Origin of the sequence: Gaetbulibacter sp. NE, assembly GCF_025548475.1 — a bacterium.
Classification (GTDB): Bacteria; Bacteroidota; Bacteroidia; order Flavobacteriales; family Flavobacteriaceae; genus Gaetbulibacter_B; species Gaetbulibacter_B jejuensis.
The window spans coordinates 175,970-195,317 of record NZ_JAOQHY010000005.1; the positions used below are offsets into that span (position 1 = coordinate 175,970).

The window sequence follows — 19,348 nt, forward strand, 5'->3', positions numbered from 1 at the left end:
AAAACAACCTCATATTAAAACTGAAAATAAATAAACTCCTGCTCCTTACCACCATACAAAAAAATCAACATAGCAATCACATAATAAATCCCCCAACGTACAGCTCTAGGGTAACTCAACCACAACCGCTCAATGGCATAGTGTTCACGACGACCAAACCACTCCACGACCAAAAACAATACAATAAACACCAACAAAAAACTTGGTCGAACCTCTGGCACCGAAAATAACGACCTACTAAAAACACCCTGTAAATAACTAAAAGCCTCTTCTACACTAGCAGCCCTAAAAAACACCCAAGCAATAACCGTCAAAAAAAAGGTGCCGCCTATACCCATAAGCTCCTTAAAGTTTGGGAGCGTTCGGCTTTCAGCCACTACACCAGTATGTACTCTATTCCGCTTTAACAACAACAAAGGCACAAAATAAAGCGCGTTTAAAGCACCCCAAACAATAAACGTCCAGTTGGCACCATGCCAAAACCCACTCACAATAAAAATCACGAATACATTGCGCAGTACCTTCCATTCACCAACCTGCGAACCACCTAAAGGAATATACACATAATCTCGAAACCAAGTGGATAACGATATATGCCAACGTCGCCAAAACTCAGCAATATCTCTTGAAAAATAAGGAAAAGCAAAATTCTGTCGCAAATCAAAACCAAACAAGCGTGCGGTACCTATAGCAATATCACTATACCCCGAAAAGTCACCATAAATCTGAAACGCAAACAACACACCGCCTAAAAGCAAAGTGCTTCCGGAGTACGAACCGTAACCATCAAAGATAATGGTAACAAACTGAGCACAGTTATCGGCTATAACAATCTTTTTAAACAAACCCCACAACATTTGCCGTAAACCATCCACTGCTTTAGAATAATCAAAGGAACGTGTTTTGTAAAACTGCGGCAATAAATGGGTAGCACGCTCTATTGGGCCGGCAACCAACTGCGGAAAAAAGCTCACAAAAGCAGCAAACGAAATAAAATCACGGGTAGGTTTCAGTTTGCCACGATACACATCTATGGTATAACTCATGGTTTGAAAGGTGTAAAAGCTAATCCCTACAGGTAATATAATGTTTAGCGTATTGGGCTGTATAGACAACCCAAAAAGAGAAAAGGCATCTACAAAGGCATCTACAAAAAAATTGTAGTACTTAAAAAAACCTAACAACCCTATATTTACAAAAACACTAATCCATAAAAGCGCCAACCGACGTTTAGGCTGATGCTGCTGCTCCAATTGGAGTCCTATGGTATAATCCACCAAAGTACTAAAAGCAATCAAAGCTAAAAACCGATAATCCCACCAACCGTAAAACACATAACTAGCAACAACTACCAAGGCATTTTGAACACGCAAATGGCGCTTGGCAACAAACCAATACAGCACAAACACGATGGGTAAAAAAACAGCAAAGTCTAGAGAATTAAACAGCATAGCTAATCGGTTATAAGAGTATGGTACAAATCATCATGAGCCTTAACAAACTGCGCTAAAGACAATTCAGTTTCAACATACTGTCGCATTTGTTGAGCAAGTTCAGCTCTTGCTGCGGCAGGAAGCGATATAAACTGTTGCAATAAAACACTAAGAGCCTTAGAATCGTTAGGCGGAAACAAGCAAGTAGTAAAAGCACTAAGCAAATCCTTAATACCTGAAATAGAAGACCCTAAAACCACACGTTGAGAAGCCATAGCTTCCATCGGAGCAATAGGCAATCCTTCTTTTCGCCCTTCGTCTTTAGTAGGAATCACAAATACATCAGCTACCGCAAGATAAGGGCGTACATCAAGCTGTTTACCTACAAAATGCACCTGCTCAGAGGCATACTGGTCTTGCAACGTTCTTGCATAAGCACTTTCAGTACTACCTACTACCAATACCTGTACACGAGCATCATCAAGCATACCCACAGCCTCTAGCAAAACTTCTATCCCCTTTACGGGTACCAAATTGGCAACAGTCACCACTACAAAATCTGTATCGCTAAATGCTAACCCCTCAGGAGTGGTATAACGCTTAGGCAATGGTTTAAAATAATCAACAGCAACTCCTAAAGGAATATAACACACCTTTTCAGCCATAGCACTAAAAAACTGTGGCTGCATATCAGTATTAATAGCAATAATCTTTTGGCTCAATTGGCTTCGCCATCTCCAGGCACGATTACCCCAACCCATAGCCTTCTTCGTGTACACAAAAGGCACGCCTGCTAATCGAGCAGCCAAAGGTTCTGTAAAATCACTACTCCAATGCCACGAGTGGATCACATCAAACTGATGACGTTTAAAAAACCGTGCAATACGCCATACCCTAAAAGGCAAACTTAAAAAAGGACGATAAGGCGCAGTAAACTCAAAAAAATGAATAGGCACTCCCAAGCGCTTAATAGTTTCAAAATAGGCGCCTTTACCATGAAAACAACAAATCTCAGGTGCAAATCGAGTTCGGTCTAAACCTGCTATCAAATCATACACAACACGACCACTACCTGCAGTGTCAAAATTAGGAATGGTAAATAAGATGTGGATGCGTTTCGTCATACTGAGCTTGTCAAAGTATCTAACTAAAAGGTCAAAGCATTTAATTGGTTAAACTTAGCAAAAACTAACAACATATTGATAGCATGCGCATTCTTTAAAGCGTCTTGGTTATAAAAGTCCGCAACATAATCACGCACTAGAGCCTCAGGAATCCAATCCTGTAGTCCGCTTTCAAACAAATGCGCACTAAGATGAGCTTGATTGCTAGCTCCTAAAAACTGCAACTCCCAGTTGCGTTGTACATAAAGCTTACCTAAAATACTATTAAATGTGCGTTTTACTTTATTAGCTACTCGATATGGAATAGCATACGGAAACCGGTTCTTATGATAATTGTTTAGATCAAACGGACGTTGGTCTTGCCAAGTAATAGAAGCTAACTCAGGAGCATAACGTTGTATATAAGCAATCTGCAACTGCCTACCGTTTAAATAGGTTTCCGGCACAGTACAGATAAATCGACACAGTCGCTCATCGTAATAAGGTAATGTAATAGGTTGTACCGAGGCAAATACCGAATGGTTAACCGAGGTCCACCGAGGCGCCCAATACAAACTCTTAAAGGCACGCAACTTAGCATTGGAATCAGGTATAGCAATACCATCCAACAAAGTGGCTAATCGTCCTTTAAAGTAAGATAAAAAATCACCATCAAGCCCCCAAGTTGTCCATAGTTTACTAGCAAATGCTAAACCACCACGTTTCAACAACTTTTTACTAAGTAAATCCACTAGATCAGCGTCTGACAACTGTGGCAATCCCATAGAGTCAAACAACACATCTCCCCAATGCCCTAACGAAAACACATCGCCTTTAGCGCCTAATTGGTCAATGACCGCCATTTGACGCGGACTCGTAAAATCGCTGTAACAACCATTCAATTTGGCCAAATCATCAATAACCTTCCACAAATAGCCTGAGTCAATAGTAAAGGCCTCAAAGTCAAACTCACAAACTTTAGCAATAGCACTAGCAATAGCACTCTCAGGATAACCCTGTGCAAAGGAATAACTATAAGAAGACACCTCAGCGCCTATACGATACAATCCTGCGGCTTGAGTTCTACTATCCAAACCGCCCGAAAGCGGTAAAATAACACGCTGTCCATGAGTCTGTTCCTTAAGGACCTCCTCAAACAAACTGGCATACCCATCTACAGCAGCATCAAAAGTCATGGGCTTAGGGTCATAAAACCACTCAAACCATGGCTTAGAGTCTAGCAAATACCCATCATCGTCTAAGCGATGCCTATGCGCAGGCTTTAAAACAACCTCATCCTTCCAATACGTATCAGTATCCAAAAAGAAACCTATAGCAGCAAAAACACATAAGGCCTCTAAATGCAATTGCCTATCAGCATGCACTTTGGCAATAGTTTGTTCTGTGGGTATAATAGCGGTTTTGATGGTCATATAACAACAGGACTAATATAAATAAATTGAATAACTAATCACCATTCACACAACACTTAATACTAAAATAACACACACCGTCAGCAACACCCAAACACCAAACACCACACGCTAACAACCAAACCCCATTCCTGCAACGCAGGAAAACCGCTGTCGTAAGCATAGCACACAAAAGCTTCGAGAACAGGAGCGTAGCGACGCGAAGTTTTGGGTGTGGTTCGCTGCAAGCGAAATGCCTACCGACAGTAAAGGACTTTTTGGTTCGTTTTTGGTCCCTCAAAAATGAACAAACACATGTCACTACAAAACCAAACACCACACACTACACACCAAACACCAAACCCCATTCTTGCAACGCAGGAAAACGCTGTCGTAAGCATAGCACACAAAAGCTTCGAGAACAGGAGCGTAGCGACGCGAAGTTTTGAGTGCGGTTCGCTACAAGCGAAATGCCTACCGACAGTAAAAGCACTTTTTGGTTCTTTTTTGTGCTTAAAAAAGAACAACACCGTCACACAACACCAAACACTACACACTAACAACCAAACCCCAAACACCAAACCCCATTCCTGCAACGCAGGAAAACACTGTCGTAAGCATAGCGCACAAAAGCTTCGAGAACAGGAGCTTTGCGACGCGAAGTTTTGGGTGCGGTTCGCTGCAAGCGAAATGCCTACCGACAGTAAAGGACTTTTTGGTTCACCTGCCTTGAGCTTGTCGAAAGGTGGTCCCTCAAAAATGAACAAACACATGTCACTACAAAACCAAACACCAAACACTACACTTAATACTAAGCACTAATCCCTAACCCCTAATCCTTCATACAACTCCAAAAACTGCCCTATAGAATCCTCAGCAGCAAACTCAGCCTTTACAAAATCATGAGCCTGTTGCACAATACGTTCTAAAACCTGCGCATCAGTCTGCATCACATCAACAACAGCATTGGCCAATGCTTCAGCATCACGCACAGGAACCAACCATCCCGTTTCCCCTGGCTTAACCACTTCGCGCATACCGCCACAGTCTGTCGATATAACGGGCACTCCCAAAGCCATAGCTTCCAAAACCACATTGGCAATACCTTCTTCTAAACTTGGTAAAAGCATAACATCAAAACGGCTCATAAACCGAAACAAATCATCCTGGGACAACCCACTCTTAATAGTAACAGAATCCTCTAAACCCTCCTGATGAATTTGAAATAACAATTCCTCATTAATCGCATTGGAGGAAACTATAGTATACTCCACATTAACCCCTTGTTGCTTCAACAAAGAAAGAGCAGACAAAGCATAACGATAGCCCTTTTTCCAATGAAATCGACCTACCGATAACAACCGTAAAGTAGCACCAAAATGAATAGGCGCACGTTTAAAATGCAAAGCCTTAAAATTTAAAGGAGAGTGTATAACACGAATACATTCTGAAGAAGCTCCATACTGTTGCGCCTCAACAGCTATAGCTTCCGACACCGCATGAAAAGCACGTAGCTTTGGAAATGTGCGCTTGTAAATTGCGGCTACTTCGGGCTGCAAAATAGGAGTATAATTTATATGAGCACCTCTAAAACTTACTACGATAGGAATATGAAACACATCCTGTAAAAAAGCATAAAACTCAATATCCCTAGCCCACTGCAAATGCAACACATCAGGGCGATAAAGTACTATAGGCAAAAACTTACTAAACCAAATCCAACGGTCATACAAACGCGTATAACTTGACACTTCCTTAAAAAGCAAATACGCAGCTCTAGGCCTTCTCAATAATAAAATAAACAATCTATAAACTGTAAACACCAAATTCACAATATGAGACTTAGGCGTACTGTAAATCTTCACATGTTTTGAAGCATAATGTTTACGGGTGTTTACAACCCCAAACAATAACACCTCATGCGCCTCAGCAACACCTTCTATCAAATGCTCTATAAAAGTAGTACTAGGAATGACTCCTGAAAATATGGCGATTTTAACTGGCGGTTTCAAGAGTCTAATGGTTTTTCATATTGAGCTATGATCGTAGAACTAAAATACTTTGAAGGATGTTTCATTAATATAGGGTTAATCCCTTTTTTAAACAGTAAACGAGTAACCTTAAACAATAACCTCTGAAACACATTAAGCTTTTGATGCACAGAAAAAGGAAACCCTCCATAATACTGTAACACTTTAGTTTCCAAATTATGTCGTTTAGCAAATGCTTTAAATACTGAAAGTTTCATACATTTTAAGTTATGTGCTTTTAAATTATCATAATCACACAGATAACCATACCAGCGTCTCAAATAACGTTTATTTGGCACCATAACCATTAGTCGTCCACCTGGCTTTAGGTAACGCAAGTGCAAATCCATGACATGGTCAAAATCCTCAAAATGCTCAATAAACCCATTCGAAAAAACATAGTCATAGGTTTGTTTTGGACTATAGTTTAAAAAATCTTCCTGTAAAATATGATAAGAAGTAACACCCATGACTTCAAAAGTTGATGTTATTTGACTAGTATTAGAGTTATAGTCCAAACAAGTAGGCGTCACACCATATCTAGCAGCTACATAAGCCAAGTAACGCCCAGGAAAACCACCTATCTCTATAAACGTTTTTCCCTTTTCAGCGTCAAAAAACTGAGACCAAAAACCATCGTAGTAAGAGCAAACATCAATAATATGTTGTCGCTGTGCATGATTAGCTTTGTAGTAGTTTTCCCAATAGCTTTTTGAAGTAAGCGTTTTATCCATCTTATAAATTAAATATAACGGTATTGATGCACTGTTGCCGAATGTAAACGTCGTCTTATATCATAAAAACGCTGATAAACCTTTCGGCGACGCTTTAAAGGTAATCTAATTAATCCTTTTAACAAGAGGAGTTCTACTCGCTTCACTTTTGAAATGGCTGTCTTTTGTGCTAAAGAGACTAATTCAATACTTGCGGCCTCATCACCTAATAAATTAACTCGCATTGCAGCATGAAACATACGTTCCGCTAGTGGGTTAGCATAACAAGACTGCTTGAGTAGTCCTGCTTCTAATAAACGCTCACACATCAATACATTCATTTGCGTAAAGTTGCCAATCAGCCTACTATGATTCTTATTATGCCCACTGGCATTAGATAAGCGCTGATGTCCATCATAAGTATGTATAGTGGTAACTATAGTATTAGCAAACAAAATGCGCCCTCTACTAGCTATCCCTACATTAAAATCGTGTAACACATCTTCCCCGTTAAATAACGACTCCCAATACTGCCCTTTAGGATAATGCCATAAACAAGCCGAAGTATGCCACTTTCTAACCTCCAACACTTCTTGCAACAAATCCGACTCAACATTACGTATATGCTTACCCCTATGTATTTTACTACGGTCATGATTCAGCATACTTAACCCATAAGTCATAACAATATCAGGATGAGACTCTAAAATGGCAACTTGACGCTCCAGTTTATCCGGCAAAAGCTCATCGTCAGAGTCCAAGTACTGAAAAAAAACACCACTAGCCTTATCCAGCCCATACTGGCGCGCAACTCCTGGACCTTCATTGGTCTTTTTGTAATAATAAAATGGAAATTGAGACTCCTCCTTTAATTTTGAAATTGTAACAGTATAATCCTCAGTAGAGCCATCATCAACAACTATAACCTCTATATCAGTATAACTTTGAGCAAATACAGATACCACAGCACGCTCCAATTGCTTTGGGTTATTGTAGGTAGGGATAATAACTGACACTCTACTCATTATAGCTTAAAAAATATCTAACACGCTTAAACAAATACCTCAAAAAATACATATCCATATAACGCAAACTATAATACAAACCCCTCACAATAATACTACCCCTACTATGGTGCCCCAACTCAATCTTGCGGTGCTGCTTTAAAGCCTTTCGATATAAACCTGCCGAAACAAGCTCAGGAAACTCTGCCCTAAAATCCTTCAACAGCTGTCGAGAGGCTTCATGTTGAGAAGCTTTATCACGTGTCACCGAATCATTAGTCAGCCCTCTGTCCATAGTCACCAATACTTTAGGAATGCCGTATACCTTAGACACCAAACTAAAACGCAACACATAATTCCAGTCCACATTAAAGTTCCCATAAGTAGCCTTAAAACGCAAGCCATAACCCTCATGTACCGAGCGACGCAATAACATACAAGTATTCACAACCTTAAGTTGATGCTCATAAAGATACTGAAACAAAGCTTCTCCTTGCGGAAAAACCTCCCCTTTTACCAAAATCCCCGGAAACAACACACTACCACCTTGACTTTTAAATGCTGCAATACCCGAAACCAAACCCACTTCTGGTTCAGCCTCCATAACAGCAACCTGTAATGCCAAACGTTCAGGCACATACACATCATCCTGCTCTGCCATCGCAACATACAAACTCTCAGGGTGCAATGCTGCAAGCAGCGCATTCACATTCTCCGCCAACCCCAAATTCTCAGGGTGTACAATCAAGCGTATTCTAGGGTCATCATAACCCTCCACAATAGCTTGACTACCATCAGTAGTACCATCAATACCTACTACAAGCTCATAGTCTGTAAAAGTCTGTGCTAATAAGCTATCTAAGGTAGCACCCAAGGTAGCTTCCCCATTATAAACAGGCAATATAATACTCACAAGCGGTCTAGCGGCCATATAAAAAACGTTTTAATCGCACTAAAGTTCTAAAAAAAGGATGATATAACTTTAATAGCTTCAGTTGAGCCTTTGGGTGCAAATAAGAGTACAAATAACGATAATAACGTTCATACACTAAGGTGGCATCCGGTAACGCGCGTCCTTTGTTAACACTACTGGCTTGTGCATCATGCAATCTAAAACCTACCAATTCAGCATCTATAAACCCAACATCATAACAAGTCATAACACGATACCAATAGTCGCTATCCAACGCCTGCTCCAAAGTCTCACTAAAATAACCAACAGTGTCAAAACAGCCACGTCGCAACAACACATTGGTGGGCTCACCTATTTTGTTCTTTGGCGAGTTTAAAAACTGCCGATCCTTTAAATACACATGTCCAGGAAGTACACCAGCTTCCACACTAAAATCAGCCCAATAGGTATGCAAATCACCATAATAAGACATAAAAGAAGTCAACTTTGGTGTTAAAGTCTCATATAAAAACCAACGTTTGCTATACACCAACCCTACAGTTGGGTGAGCTTCGGCTAAAGCAACCATTCGGCTAATACAATCAGGAGCCATAACATCGTCCTGAAACAAAAACTTGATGTACTCCCCTTGCGCATGGGCAACACAATTATTCCAATTAGCACCTATACCCTTCGGGCTATGATGATAAACACGTATAGGGATAGAAGTCTTTTCTGCATAACGAGCTATAATAGCAAGAGTAGCATCGCCTGAGGCGTCATCAGAAACAACAACCTCCATATTCGGGTAGTCTTGCTCTAAAATTGAGGCCATAGCAGCACCAATATATAGAGCACCATTATAGGTAGGAATACAAACGGAGACTAATGGAGTCATAACTTTTTCAGTTTACGTAATAATTTAATAAACAGGTAGGCTACACGCTTCTCAAAACGACTGTAATTATAGGTTCTACCATGCATAGAGGTATAATCTTGATAATGGTGTAAATAATAGTTAGCATATTTAGAATCAAATATATTGGCATCAATTATTGCAATCTGCAACTCTAACTTATAAACCACATAAGCCAAAGCGATTTGGTCTCGTCTACTATAAGTCCTAAGTTCAGTCCACCAAAGAGATAAAACATCAGGTTGGTAGTGTAAATTGTTTTTGATTAAAATCCCAGTAGACCACATACCCTGGTGTGCAGGAACTCCTTTTACAAAGTAATTGAATAGCTGTTTAGCAATCACAAATGGCTTTGCTTTACCTACACGTGCACAAGACATAGCCTCACTATAAACATCATCCCTATGCGGGTGGGTAAATGTAGTTAAAAAAGTATCCTTTGAATAAGACAATAATTCAGGTAGATGAGCTAAACACAATTGTATATTAGCATCGTGCCAAATTAAAATATCATAATCCTTCAACAATTCATCTCCCAATATTTTAAAAGCCCTAGCATTAAGAGCAGTATCTTCATATAAAGCATCCCTATAAATAGTTGTATATGGTGCAACAGTCAATGTTTTATGATTGGTAAACAAATAATAATCAACACCGTCCAATTGTTCAAAATCAACTGGAGCTTTAATCGTATCTCGGTCACCATACAAAGCAGTATAAATAGCTATCTTTTTCATACTAGGATCTCAATTGTAAATGCATACCGTAACCATACCCTTTTAAACCCATATAACGCCTCATAGCCTTTAACAAATCCGCTCTAAAAGGACGTTCTGCTTTCGGTATTTTTAATGAAAGTCGATAACAGCGATATAATAAAAACTGTAAAACAATATTGGGTGCTGTATCTTTTAAATCCTGAAAAGTATACCAATACGTTTTATAAAAGCCTATACTTGTTTTTATAGCATCTGTTCTCAAACCACCTCGTATAGACGATTCATGATGACGCCGTTGGGAAAGTACATCTTTTAAATAAATACAATTTACACTTTCACAAAGTAATTTCGAAAAATAATTATATTCCTGTCCTGATTGTAATTGCTCATTAAACTCTATAGTCTTAGCTATATTTTTTTTAATACATACATCCAATGTTAACCACACGGTTTTGTGGGTCACAAAATTATATAAAGAAATATCTGAACTCTCATAGGCGTATTGACGCTCTAAAACCCTGTTCAAAGCATCATTATTAAAATAACGGGTTTGGGTAATAACAAAATCACATTCATGCTTTAAAATAGCCTCATGTTTTACTTCAAGGTGATTAGGAGTCATCAAATCATCACTATCAAAAAACACAACATACTGCCCGTGCGCAAGGTCTAACCCATAATTCCGGCAAGCATTAGCACCTTTGGGTTTATCCACAGGACGTTCATGGTACTGAAAACGAGCATCAGCAGCCTCATACCCCCCCACCACAGCAGCCGTGTCATCTGTACTCCCATCATCAATAACCAAACACTCCCAACCCGCATAGCTTTGGGCTGCAATACTATCTAGTGTAGCACCTATCAAATGCGCACGATTATAAGTTGGGATAATGATAGATATTAATTGTTGTTTTTCCATTAATTTACTGTTCTACCTTTTTAATCCATTCAGCTATTTTTTGGGTAACTATTTCTCCTGATGTTTTATATAAATGATTTCCGTCTGTATAAATATAATCAGCATCTTCATTTTCAAAATTCAAATAACCATCGGATTGAGTAATAATTTTTTGAATTTTTTCTTCAAAATCTGGCATATAAGTATTTTCAATTTCACGCATTAGTGGATGTACAGGCAATCGCACTATAAAGACTTGTCCATGCTGTTTCAAAAAGCTAACTGTATTTTCCAAATAATTTAACCTTGTATTAGAAAAATTAGTTTTAGGAAGATAATCTTCTTTGTAAGTTTTAATCTTACTGGCTATTCTTTTATTTACATTAACAGAATCCATATTAATTGAAATCTCTAACCAGCCATCATCATGCAAAAATTGAATTGAATCCTTTTTTAATATAAGATTAAGATGTTTATCATTATAATTTCTCAACAGATAAAAGAAATTAGGCTCAATGTTTACATAAGGCGTATTGGCTAAACATAAATTCAATTCCCTAAAGGATGAAGAATCATTGGGGTCTTTAGTCCAACTGGAAATACTATAAGGGTCTACTGTCAAAATAAAAATTCCGTTTTTATGAGTTTTGTCTAATTTCCTTTTTATGCTTTTCAAATAAGTTGGACCATAAGGACTATGAGCAGAACTAAAAGCATAGTTAAAAAAATTTCTATCTAACTCAGACTTTAAAACCTTGGGTTGAATACCTTGTGCTGCATGTGAAATCCCAATAATTAAATTGCTTTGCTTTGGAGTTGTAAACCTTTTATAAAATGCATCAGTATAACCATCAGCTTTTGAAAACACAATGAAAACTCCTATAAGAATACAAGCAATAAAAACCAACACGTTTACAACAAAAAGCCTCATAAATTTTATTACATTATATTATCTCTTTTTTATACTAGACTCATATAAATTTAATTTATATAAATCAATTAGCGCATTTATCTGTTGATGTACATCATAATAATCAGCAACATAATCTTGCCCTTTTTTTGAGTCTTCAACCCATAATGTATTTTCGTCAATCAACTTTAAAAGAGCATTACTAAAAGCATCAACAGAATACTTTGACACTACCGCTCCACTTTTTACAACAGTACTAACACTCCCTACATCAGTAGCCACAATAACCAATCCTGCCGCTTGGGCTTCTAGCAATACAGTCGGCAAAGCTTCAACCTTACTCGACAACAAAAAAACATGGTGAGTCTTCATAGCCTCTTGCACAACTATACTCGACTGGCTTCCTAAAAAACGAACTTGAGAACTTATCCCTAAACGCACAACTAAATCTTCAAGCGCCTTACGCTCTGGACCTTCTCCTATTAAAGTATACTCCAAAATATAATCAGGCAACTGTGCTTGCACTAATGCAACAGCTTCTAGCGCAATATGTAACGCCTTTTCTGGCACCAATCGTGCAACACTCAACAACCGTATAGTAGTACCATCTAAAACATTTGGTCGAGGACGTTTAAAAGCCTCTGTATCTATACCATTGGGTAAATCAATAACCTTAGAGGCTGCCAATCCAAAATCAAGTAAATGCTGCTTATTGTAATTAGAAATGGAAACAATCCCATCTGCTGCAGCAAATAAACGCTTATAAACCCCTCCGCCTTTAGCAATACCCAATCGTATGTCATAACCATGAAAGGTAGTATAAAGCCGTATATCCAACCCTGTAGCTTTTATAGAACTAGCCATAACACCATTATCTCCAAAATGAGCGTGTATAATAGAGACCTTTTTACGAACTATAAAATGAACCCTAAACAACAACCGTAAAGACCAAGCCTCTGCTTTAAACTTAAACACATTTAAGGCATTAAAGTAAGCCTTACGTTGAGGAGATAACAACCCATTAAAAAAAACACCAACACCTTTAACATAGCGTTTAAACCGTTGTGGCTCATAATAAGCATCTACATCTACAATACAAGTATCTAAATGGTAAGTGTCTAACCCCTCTAAAGCTTTAAAGGCGTCCTCATTAAATTGCCCATCCTTAGTATGAATCAAAACATCAAAACCAGAGTCAATTAAACCAACCACATGGTCACGCACAAACGTTTCTGATATTGCAGGGAAAGTTTTTACCCAAATTAACACGGTCATAACACAACTTCTTTAGGCCTATAACCTATTAAACTCTTTACACTAACTATAATTGACGTTTTAAAACCTAACGAAACAACACCATCAAAATGACACTGCCAATAATACATCAAATGCTTTAGTCCAAAACGCTTAGGGTGCAATAACAACTGCTTAACCTGTTTATGCTCTAATCGTTTTAAATAATAACGTAAACCCTCCGCTTCAAACGCACCCAACGCAACATTGCGCTCTAGTAACAAAGCCACCAAAGCCCTAAACCTATCAACCTCAGCATAGCTCAAATAAGCACCTGTAAAAACCTTTGTCAACAATACGCCATACGTCGCTTTTACAGTCGACAATAAATCACTCAATATTAAAATTCTGGAGTCAACCTTACTAGCAAGTTGACGAGCGCGTCGCGTGTTAGAGACCTGGGCATCATGAACACGATAGTACAATAGCACAGTATCTAAATTAGCCAACTGCCCCACACGACTCAAGGCTATCCACAAATCATAATCCTCAGCAGGCTCTTTTGCAACAGCATACTGTAACCCATGGGCTCTCAACACCGAAGTTCTAAGCATAACCGTAGGATGGGCAAAACAAGTCTGTTCCAAAAGCCGTAACCGTATAGCCTCATGAGTAGTTGGAAACGTAACAACCTGAGAGGTGTCCATAATTTGATAAGCGGTGCCACAAGCAACAACTTCTGGATGAGCATCCATAAAAGCCACTTGCTGCGCTAAACGCTCAGGCAATGCAATATCATCAGCATCCATTCGGGCAATATAAACACCTTTAGCCATACTCAAACCACGGTTTAAACTATGAGTGTAACCAGTATTTTCAGGTTTTACTATTAAGTGAATACGCGAATCATCAAAACCCTCTATTATAGAAACCGTAGCATCAGTAGAGGCATCGTCAATAACCAACAACTCAAAATCACTAAAAGTTTGTTGCAATAAACTCTCTAAAGTAGCTGCAATAAATGCCTCACAGTTATAAACAGGCATTAATACAGTTATTAAAGGAGATACAATCATACGGTTCACTTTCTGATTATTGACAAACTTAAATAATTATGTGCTTTTTACAGGTTTAAATCGTTTTTTATAATTTAAAACAGGAAGCTCTATAATATGATATGACAAAACTGCTGTTACAAATACTAAAATAATATTAAATGGAAACTTCTGAATCCATAAATCACCTCCAGGTCCAGTTCTTAAAAACAAACCTTGGTAAACATAAAGACCGTAAGAAATTTTACCTACGTAAGAAAAAAGACGAAATTCCAAAAAGCGAACAATTAAACTTTCCTGATTAAAATAAATCCATAATAAAATTAAACTAACAGCTATAGGCTGTAAGGTCTCAATAATCACAAAACTTAAACCATCAAATAAAAGCTGCGCAAAAAACAATAGTAAAAACAATAATAAAAATCGAACATCTACTATCTTTTTAAGATAAGTGCCTTTATAAAACAACGCTATTGCAGTAAGTGAACCAACCATTATAGGTAAACAGGCAGGTATAAACCAACGATTAGGAAAAAAGTGGTCAAACAAATAATAAGGAGTGTCTTTATAATAAATAGGTGCTTTATATAATAGCTTTACACCTATACAAATCAAAATGAGTAATACTGAAAATAATACTACCCAACGTATTTTCCTAAAAACAGATAATATAAATGGCCATATAATATAAAACTGCTCTTCAACAGCCAAAGACCATGTATGTCCTAACTCTCCAACATACTCTGAAACTGGCACAAAATTATAAACGTAAAAAAAAGAAAGCAAAACAGCCAAATAACGCTCTGGCAAATAATTAAAATGCATTAACAACAAAACACCAGCATAAAACAACAACAAGGGAGGTAACAACCTTAAAAATCGTCTGGCAAAAAAAGAAGCAAATTGTATGCGTCCAAAGCTACGTTTCTCATGCAATAAGAGTAAAGTAATAAGAAAACCACTAATTGTAAAAAATATCATAACACCAGTTGAACCAGATATAAGATTAAAATTAGTTTTTAAAAAAGAAGCACTAGGCAGCTGAGTATACATACCTAAATGAGTAAGCAGTACAAACAATATAGATATAGCTCTTAAGCCGTCAAATCCTTTAATATACTTCATACACACCCTGACATAATCTCAACATCTACTTAAATCCTCTATTTTCAACTTATTATGTGTAGAATTTATTTCTAAAGCGCTAACTTGATGTTCTATAAGCCTTCTAAACAAATTATAAACGAATTTGTTCCTTTGCCCATAAACAATTAGCCCTTGTATCATATATGTTTTCACATACTTAAAAACAGAGACTTGATTAAAAAGTCGCTTTTTAAAGAGCATTTTAATAGGCAAAAACTTAAACCCTCTAATAATAGGTTTTTGAACACACCAAATCAAAACAAAAACATGATAACTACTCAAAACCGGCTTTGATGTTGAAAACATACTTCTCTTAAGCTGAACGCCTATTGAAGACACCATGTAACATAGACTAATGTAATAAGACTTTGTTCTGTACAAACTCCCTATATGACCTTCAGTAGTGTGTCTTACAAAATTATCAGGCGCTCCAGTCATAATCTCCACTTTAGCATCCATTATTAAACTTCTAACATGTATATCCCAATCCTGCCATGCAACTAATTGTTCATTCCAACCACCTACTTTTAATAAAAAATCACGAGACCATAATACAGCATTGGTACACCAAGGCATATCAGTATTAAAATAACGAATTAATAAGGCTTCATTTGATGATGTCTCAGCCATTCTATTCCAAACCAAATCCATATCACCTATACGCTCTTTAAAAGCCATAGAGTGACTCACCACCATATCATTCTGTTTCCGCTGCATTACTTCAAGACGTTTTTCCAAAGCTGTTGAATGCAATAAATCATCAGAGTCTAAAAAAACAATATACGTCCCAACACCCAATTCCAAACCATAATTTCTACAGGCATTAGCGCCTTTAGGCTTACTACTCGGGCGTTTATAAAATTTAAACCGTGTATCACGTTCACAATACCTTTGCACTACAGCTTCACTATCATCTGTACTACCATCATCTACAACTAAACATTCCCAGTCTTTAAAAGTCTGCCCTATAACACTATCTATCGTATAATGAATTAAACTCGATCTATTAAATACAGGTATAATAACGGAAATAGTCGGTTTTTGCTTCATTTTAAATTTTCCAATCAAATCCTGCTTTCATTAAGTCAATTTCTGTTTTAATAGTTTGACTTGAAAGACTTTCAAGATTAACTTTATCTTGCGGCTTAACGGCATTCATTTTTACTACTTTTAAATCGTTTGGCATTAAACCCAAAAACTTTTGGAGCTCATAGATTGATCCTCCTATAGTTTCTAATTCTAAATACATAGTTCTATCATCAGAAATATTCTTCAATTCTGCATTAATAGTCTCGTTTATATAAAAATAATACCAAACACATTTTTGAATATTGGTTAACTTACTCCATTCCTCACTAGTAAAAGCTCCTACTTTATCACCTTGCAATCTAAACTTAGCCCACTCATGATTATTAAACTTTTCAAACTCTTCATCCTGATACCAATTTCTAGCAACCATTGATGAAATACAAGGCTCAGGTTGTCTAACCAAATGTATAAATTTTGATTTTGTAAAAAACGTTGCTAAGAATGGTATTAAATTCCATAAACGTTGATCTGAATGAACTATTAGTTGGTTTGATTGAGCACTCCATACTTTAGTTTCAAAAATAGCCAAAAGCTCAACCATAAGCTTCTGATTGTTAAAATCATAAGCTAATTGCGTACTAAGTCTTATCAACTGTATGATATCTTCATGAAACGCCTTACAAGCAGGATGCTGATTCAATATATTTGTAATGGACATAGAACCACTTCTACCGGTACTTAAAACAAAAACAATGGGCTTATCCTTAAAATCTTTATATGTTGGCAGAAAATCTTTTAAATTTTCTTTACTTAATAAATCTCCATTAACACCACCATATGCTTTTTTGAGATTTAATAATTTATAATGGTCAACATCCCTTAGTTTAATAGTTTGGGCTAATGCAGGACCAACAACCTCATAAGGTTTTACATCTCTATTAACCACAGTACCTAATCCAATTATAGCACCTTCGCCAATTGTTACTCCTGGCATTATAGAAACATTCATACCTACCCATACATTATCTCCAATTATTACGGGTTTATAATTACTTGTGTGGTCATAAGGTAAAGCTACCCCTTCATAATTATGATTTTCAGTATACAGAGTTACATTTCTAGAAATATGTGTATTGTGCCCTATAATTAATCCACCATCGGTTTTGGCGTAAAAATTATCTCCTATATGTACATTATTTCCAATAATGACTTTTTTAGGTTTTGAAATGTATAAATTAGTGCCATTGTACTTAAAACCATAACCAACACTCTTTATCTCTGTTATTATCCCACTTATTTTATTTTCAGACTCCTTATAGGTTCTAGTTTTTATATAGGCATATAACCAATCTAGTTTTTGGTGTATTTTTTTTCTTATAATTTTTTTTAAACTCATATCCATTTATAATCAATATAAAATGCTTTTTTATGCCCAGGCAATTTACCTGTTCCATAAAAATCTCCACTTTCTACAGTTAGGACTCCTGCTTCTTTCACGTTTTGTATCATTACAGATTTATCATGAACTGCTAAATTATAATAATAAGAACCGGCACTTAATGGCCACTTTTCAATTATTAAAGTTGCCTCTCCAAAGCCACTATCAAAGAGTTTATCTACTACATCACTTCTACAAGAAAATTTAAAATTATCAAACATATCAAAAAATCCTATCGAAATTGATAAACTTCTGAAATCTGGATTTTTGTATTTTATTTTTATCTTAACTTTTGAACCAACTATAATTGATTTAGCTTCTATGTCATTTGAATTATAAAACTCTAAACTTTCAATTCCAACTATACAATTTTCATTCAAGTAATTAGACTCTGTTGACTTTATATTATTAAGATAATTATTTATACCGTCTTCTACATTTCCTGTAAATGCAACCTTTCCTTCTCTCAACACAATTAATCTATTACATAAACTTTGAATAGCTCCCATATCATGACTCACAAACAAAACAGTACGGCCTTCACCTTTACTAATATCTTGCATCTTGCCTATAGCCTTTTTTTGAAACTCGGCATCACCAACTGCTAACACCTCATCAATTACTAAAATATCAGGCTCTAAAAAAGCAGCAACAGCAAAAGCTAAACGCACACGCATACCACTACTATAACGCTTTACGGGCGTATCCACATAACGCTCACAACCACTAAAAGCAATAATCTCATCCTCTTTATGGCGTATTTCCGCTTTGGTCATACCCAATATAGCACCATTCAAATAGATGTTCTCTCGTCCAGTCAACTCTGGGTGAAACCCAGTACCAACCTCTAGCAAACTCGCAATACGACCTCGGGTTTTGATTTCACCAGTCGTGGGTGCAGTAACACGGCTTAAAATTTTAAGCAACGTACTCTTTCCGGCTCCATTCTTTCCTATAATACCTAGTACCTCACCTTGTGCAACCTCAAAATTAATATCCTGTAAAGCCCACACATAGTTACTAGCACCTGTGGTACTCCTATCATTAACCTCTCCTATCTTCAAAAACGGATCCTCCTTACCACGCATCCTATACCAAAAACGCTTAAGGTCATCACCCAAAGTACCCGTACCAATCAATCCCAATCGATACTGCTTACTAATATGTTCTGCCTTTAATATAACCATCCCTCTTGTTTATATAAATTCTAAAAAAAACAAAAACCTCACCACTTTCCCCTAATCCCTAATTCCTAATACCTTTTCAACTTCCAACCAAACACCAACAACCAAACACTAATCCCTAATCCCTTATAATCTAAAAACCAAACCCCAACTAAACCCCATTCCTGCAACGCAGGAAAACGCTGTCGTAAGCATAGCGCACAAAAGCTTCGAAATCAGGAGCTTTGCGACGC

17 protein-coding genes are annotated in these 19,348 nt (G+C 37.2%); all 17 read right to left on the minus strand.

Annotated elements, in window-relative coordinates:
* Positions 1-14 precede the first annotated feature (14 nt).
* Positions 15-1,451 (minus strand): MBOAT family O-acyltransferase, encoded by a 1,437-nt coding sequence (locus OD803_RS08445; protein ID WP_262733106.1) that lies wholly within the window; start codon positions 1,449-1,451, stop codon positions 15-17.
* Between the two features lie 2 nt (positions 1,452-1,453).
* Complete coding sequence (locus tag OD803_RS08450) at positions 1,454-2,557, minus strand: glycosyltransferase (protein WP_129761221.1); 1,104 nt, start codon at positions 2,555-2,557, stop codon at positions 1,454-1,456.
* Between the two features lie 23 nt (positions 2,558-2,580).
* Positions 2,581-3,969 carry an asparagine synthase-related protein gene (locus tag OD803_RS08455; protein ID WP_262733107.1) on the minus strand — a complete coding sequence of 463 codons (1,389 nt, stop codon included), beginning with the start codon at positions 3,967-3,969 and terminating at the stop codon, positions 2,581-2,583.
* 797 nt (positions 3,970-4,766) lie between these two features.
* Positions 4,767-5,960, minus strand: a complete 1,194-nt coding sequence (locus tag OD803_RS08460; protein ID WP_262733108.1) for a glycosyltransferase family 4 protein — start codon at positions 5,958-5,960, stop codon at positions 4,767-4,769.
* Positions 5,957-6,712 carry a class I SAM-dependent methyltransferase gene (locus OD803_RS08465; protein WP_262733109.1) on the minus strand — a complete coding sequence of 252 codons (756 nt, stop codon included), beginning with the start codon at positions 6,710-6,712 and terminating at the stop codon, positions 5,957-5,959. Before OD803_RS08465 ends, OD803_RS08460 begins: the two co-directional genes overlap by 4 nt.
* Before the next feature lie 8 nt (positions 6,713-6,720).
* Positions 6,721-7,716 (minus strand): glycosyltransferase family A protein, encoded by a 996-nt coding sequence (locus tag OD803_RS08470; protein ID WP_262733110.1) that lies wholly within the window; start codon positions 7,714-7,716, stop codon positions 6,721-6,723.
* Entirely contained in the window at positions 7,709-8,626 is a 918-nt protein-coding gene (locus tag OD803_RS08475) for a glycosyltransferase family 2 protein (RefSeq protein WP_262733111.1), read from the minus strand. Before OD803_RS08475 ends, OD803_RS08470 begins: the two co-directional genes overlap by 8 nt.
* On the minus strand, positions 8,616-9,485 hold the full coding sequence (locus tag OD803_RS08480; RefSeq protein WP_262733112.1) for a glycosyltransferase family 2 protein: 870 nt from the start codon (positions 9,483-9,485) through the stop codon (positions 8,616-8,618). The genes OD803_RS08475 and OD803_RS08480 overlap by 11 nt, the downstream gene beginning before the upstream one ends.
* Entirely contained in the window at positions 9,482-10,240 is a 759-nt protein-coding gene (locus OD803_RS08485) for a DUF616 domain-containing protein (RefSeq protein WP_262733113.1), read from the minus strand. The genes OD803_RS08480 and OD803_RS08485 overlap by 4 nt, the downstream gene beginning before the upstream one ends.
* 1 nt (position 10,241) lies before the next feature.
* A complete protein-coding gene (locus OD803_RS08490) occupies positions 10,242-11,141 on the minus strand; it encodes a glycosyltransferase family 2 protein (RefSeq protein ID WP_262733114.1) in 900 nt (299 codons plus the stop codon).
* 4 nt (positions 11,142-11,145) lie between these two features.
* A complete protein-coding gene (locus OD803_RS08495; protein ID WP_262733115.1) occupies positions 11,146-12,051 on the minus strand; it encodes a hypothetical protein in 906 nt (301 codons plus the stop codon).
* A gap of 18 nt (positions 12,052-12,069) precedes the next feature.
* A complete protein-coding gene (locus tag OD803_RS08500) occupies positions 12,070-13,305 on the minus strand; it encodes a glycosyltransferase (protein ID WP_262733116.1) in 1,236 nt (411 codons plus the stop codon).
* Entirely contained in the window at positions 13,302-14,339 is a 1,038-nt protein-coding gene (locus OD803_RS08505; RefSeq protein WP_262733117.1) for a glycosyltransferase family 2 protein, read from the minus strand. Before OD803_RS08505 ends, OD803_RS08500 begins: the two co-directional genes overlap by 4 nt.
* Before the next feature lie 36 nt (positions 14,340-14,375).
* Positions 14,376-15,443: an acyltransferase family protein gene (locus OD803_RS08510; RefSeq protein WP_262733118.1), complete on the minus strand. Its 1,068-nt coding sequence runs from the start codon at positions 15,441-15,443 to the stop codon at positions 14,376-14,378.
* An 18-nt stretch (positions 15,444-15,461) separates the two neighbouring features.
* The gene (locus OD803_RS08515) at positions 15,462-16,514 is read right to left on the minus strand and encodes a glycosyltransferase family 2 protein (RefSeq protein ID WP_262733119.1); all 1,053 of its coding nucleotides are present in this window, start codon (positions 16,512-16,514) and stop codon (positions 15,462-15,464) included.
* Position 16,515: 1 nt separating this feature from the next.
* Positions 16,516-17,889, minus strand: coding sequence for an acyltransferase (locus OD803_RS08520; protein ID WP_262733120.1), 1,374 nt, complete (start codon positions 17,887-17,889; stop codon positions 16,516-16,518).
* A complete protein-coding gene (locus OD803_RS08525; protein ID WP_262733121.1) occupies positions 17,886-19,118 on the minus strand; it encodes an ABC transporter ATP-binding protein in 1,233 nt (410 codons plus the stop codon). Before OD803_RS08525 ends, OD803_RS08520 begins: the two co-directional genes overlap by 4 nt.
* Positions 19,119-19,348: the final 230 nt, after the last annotated feature.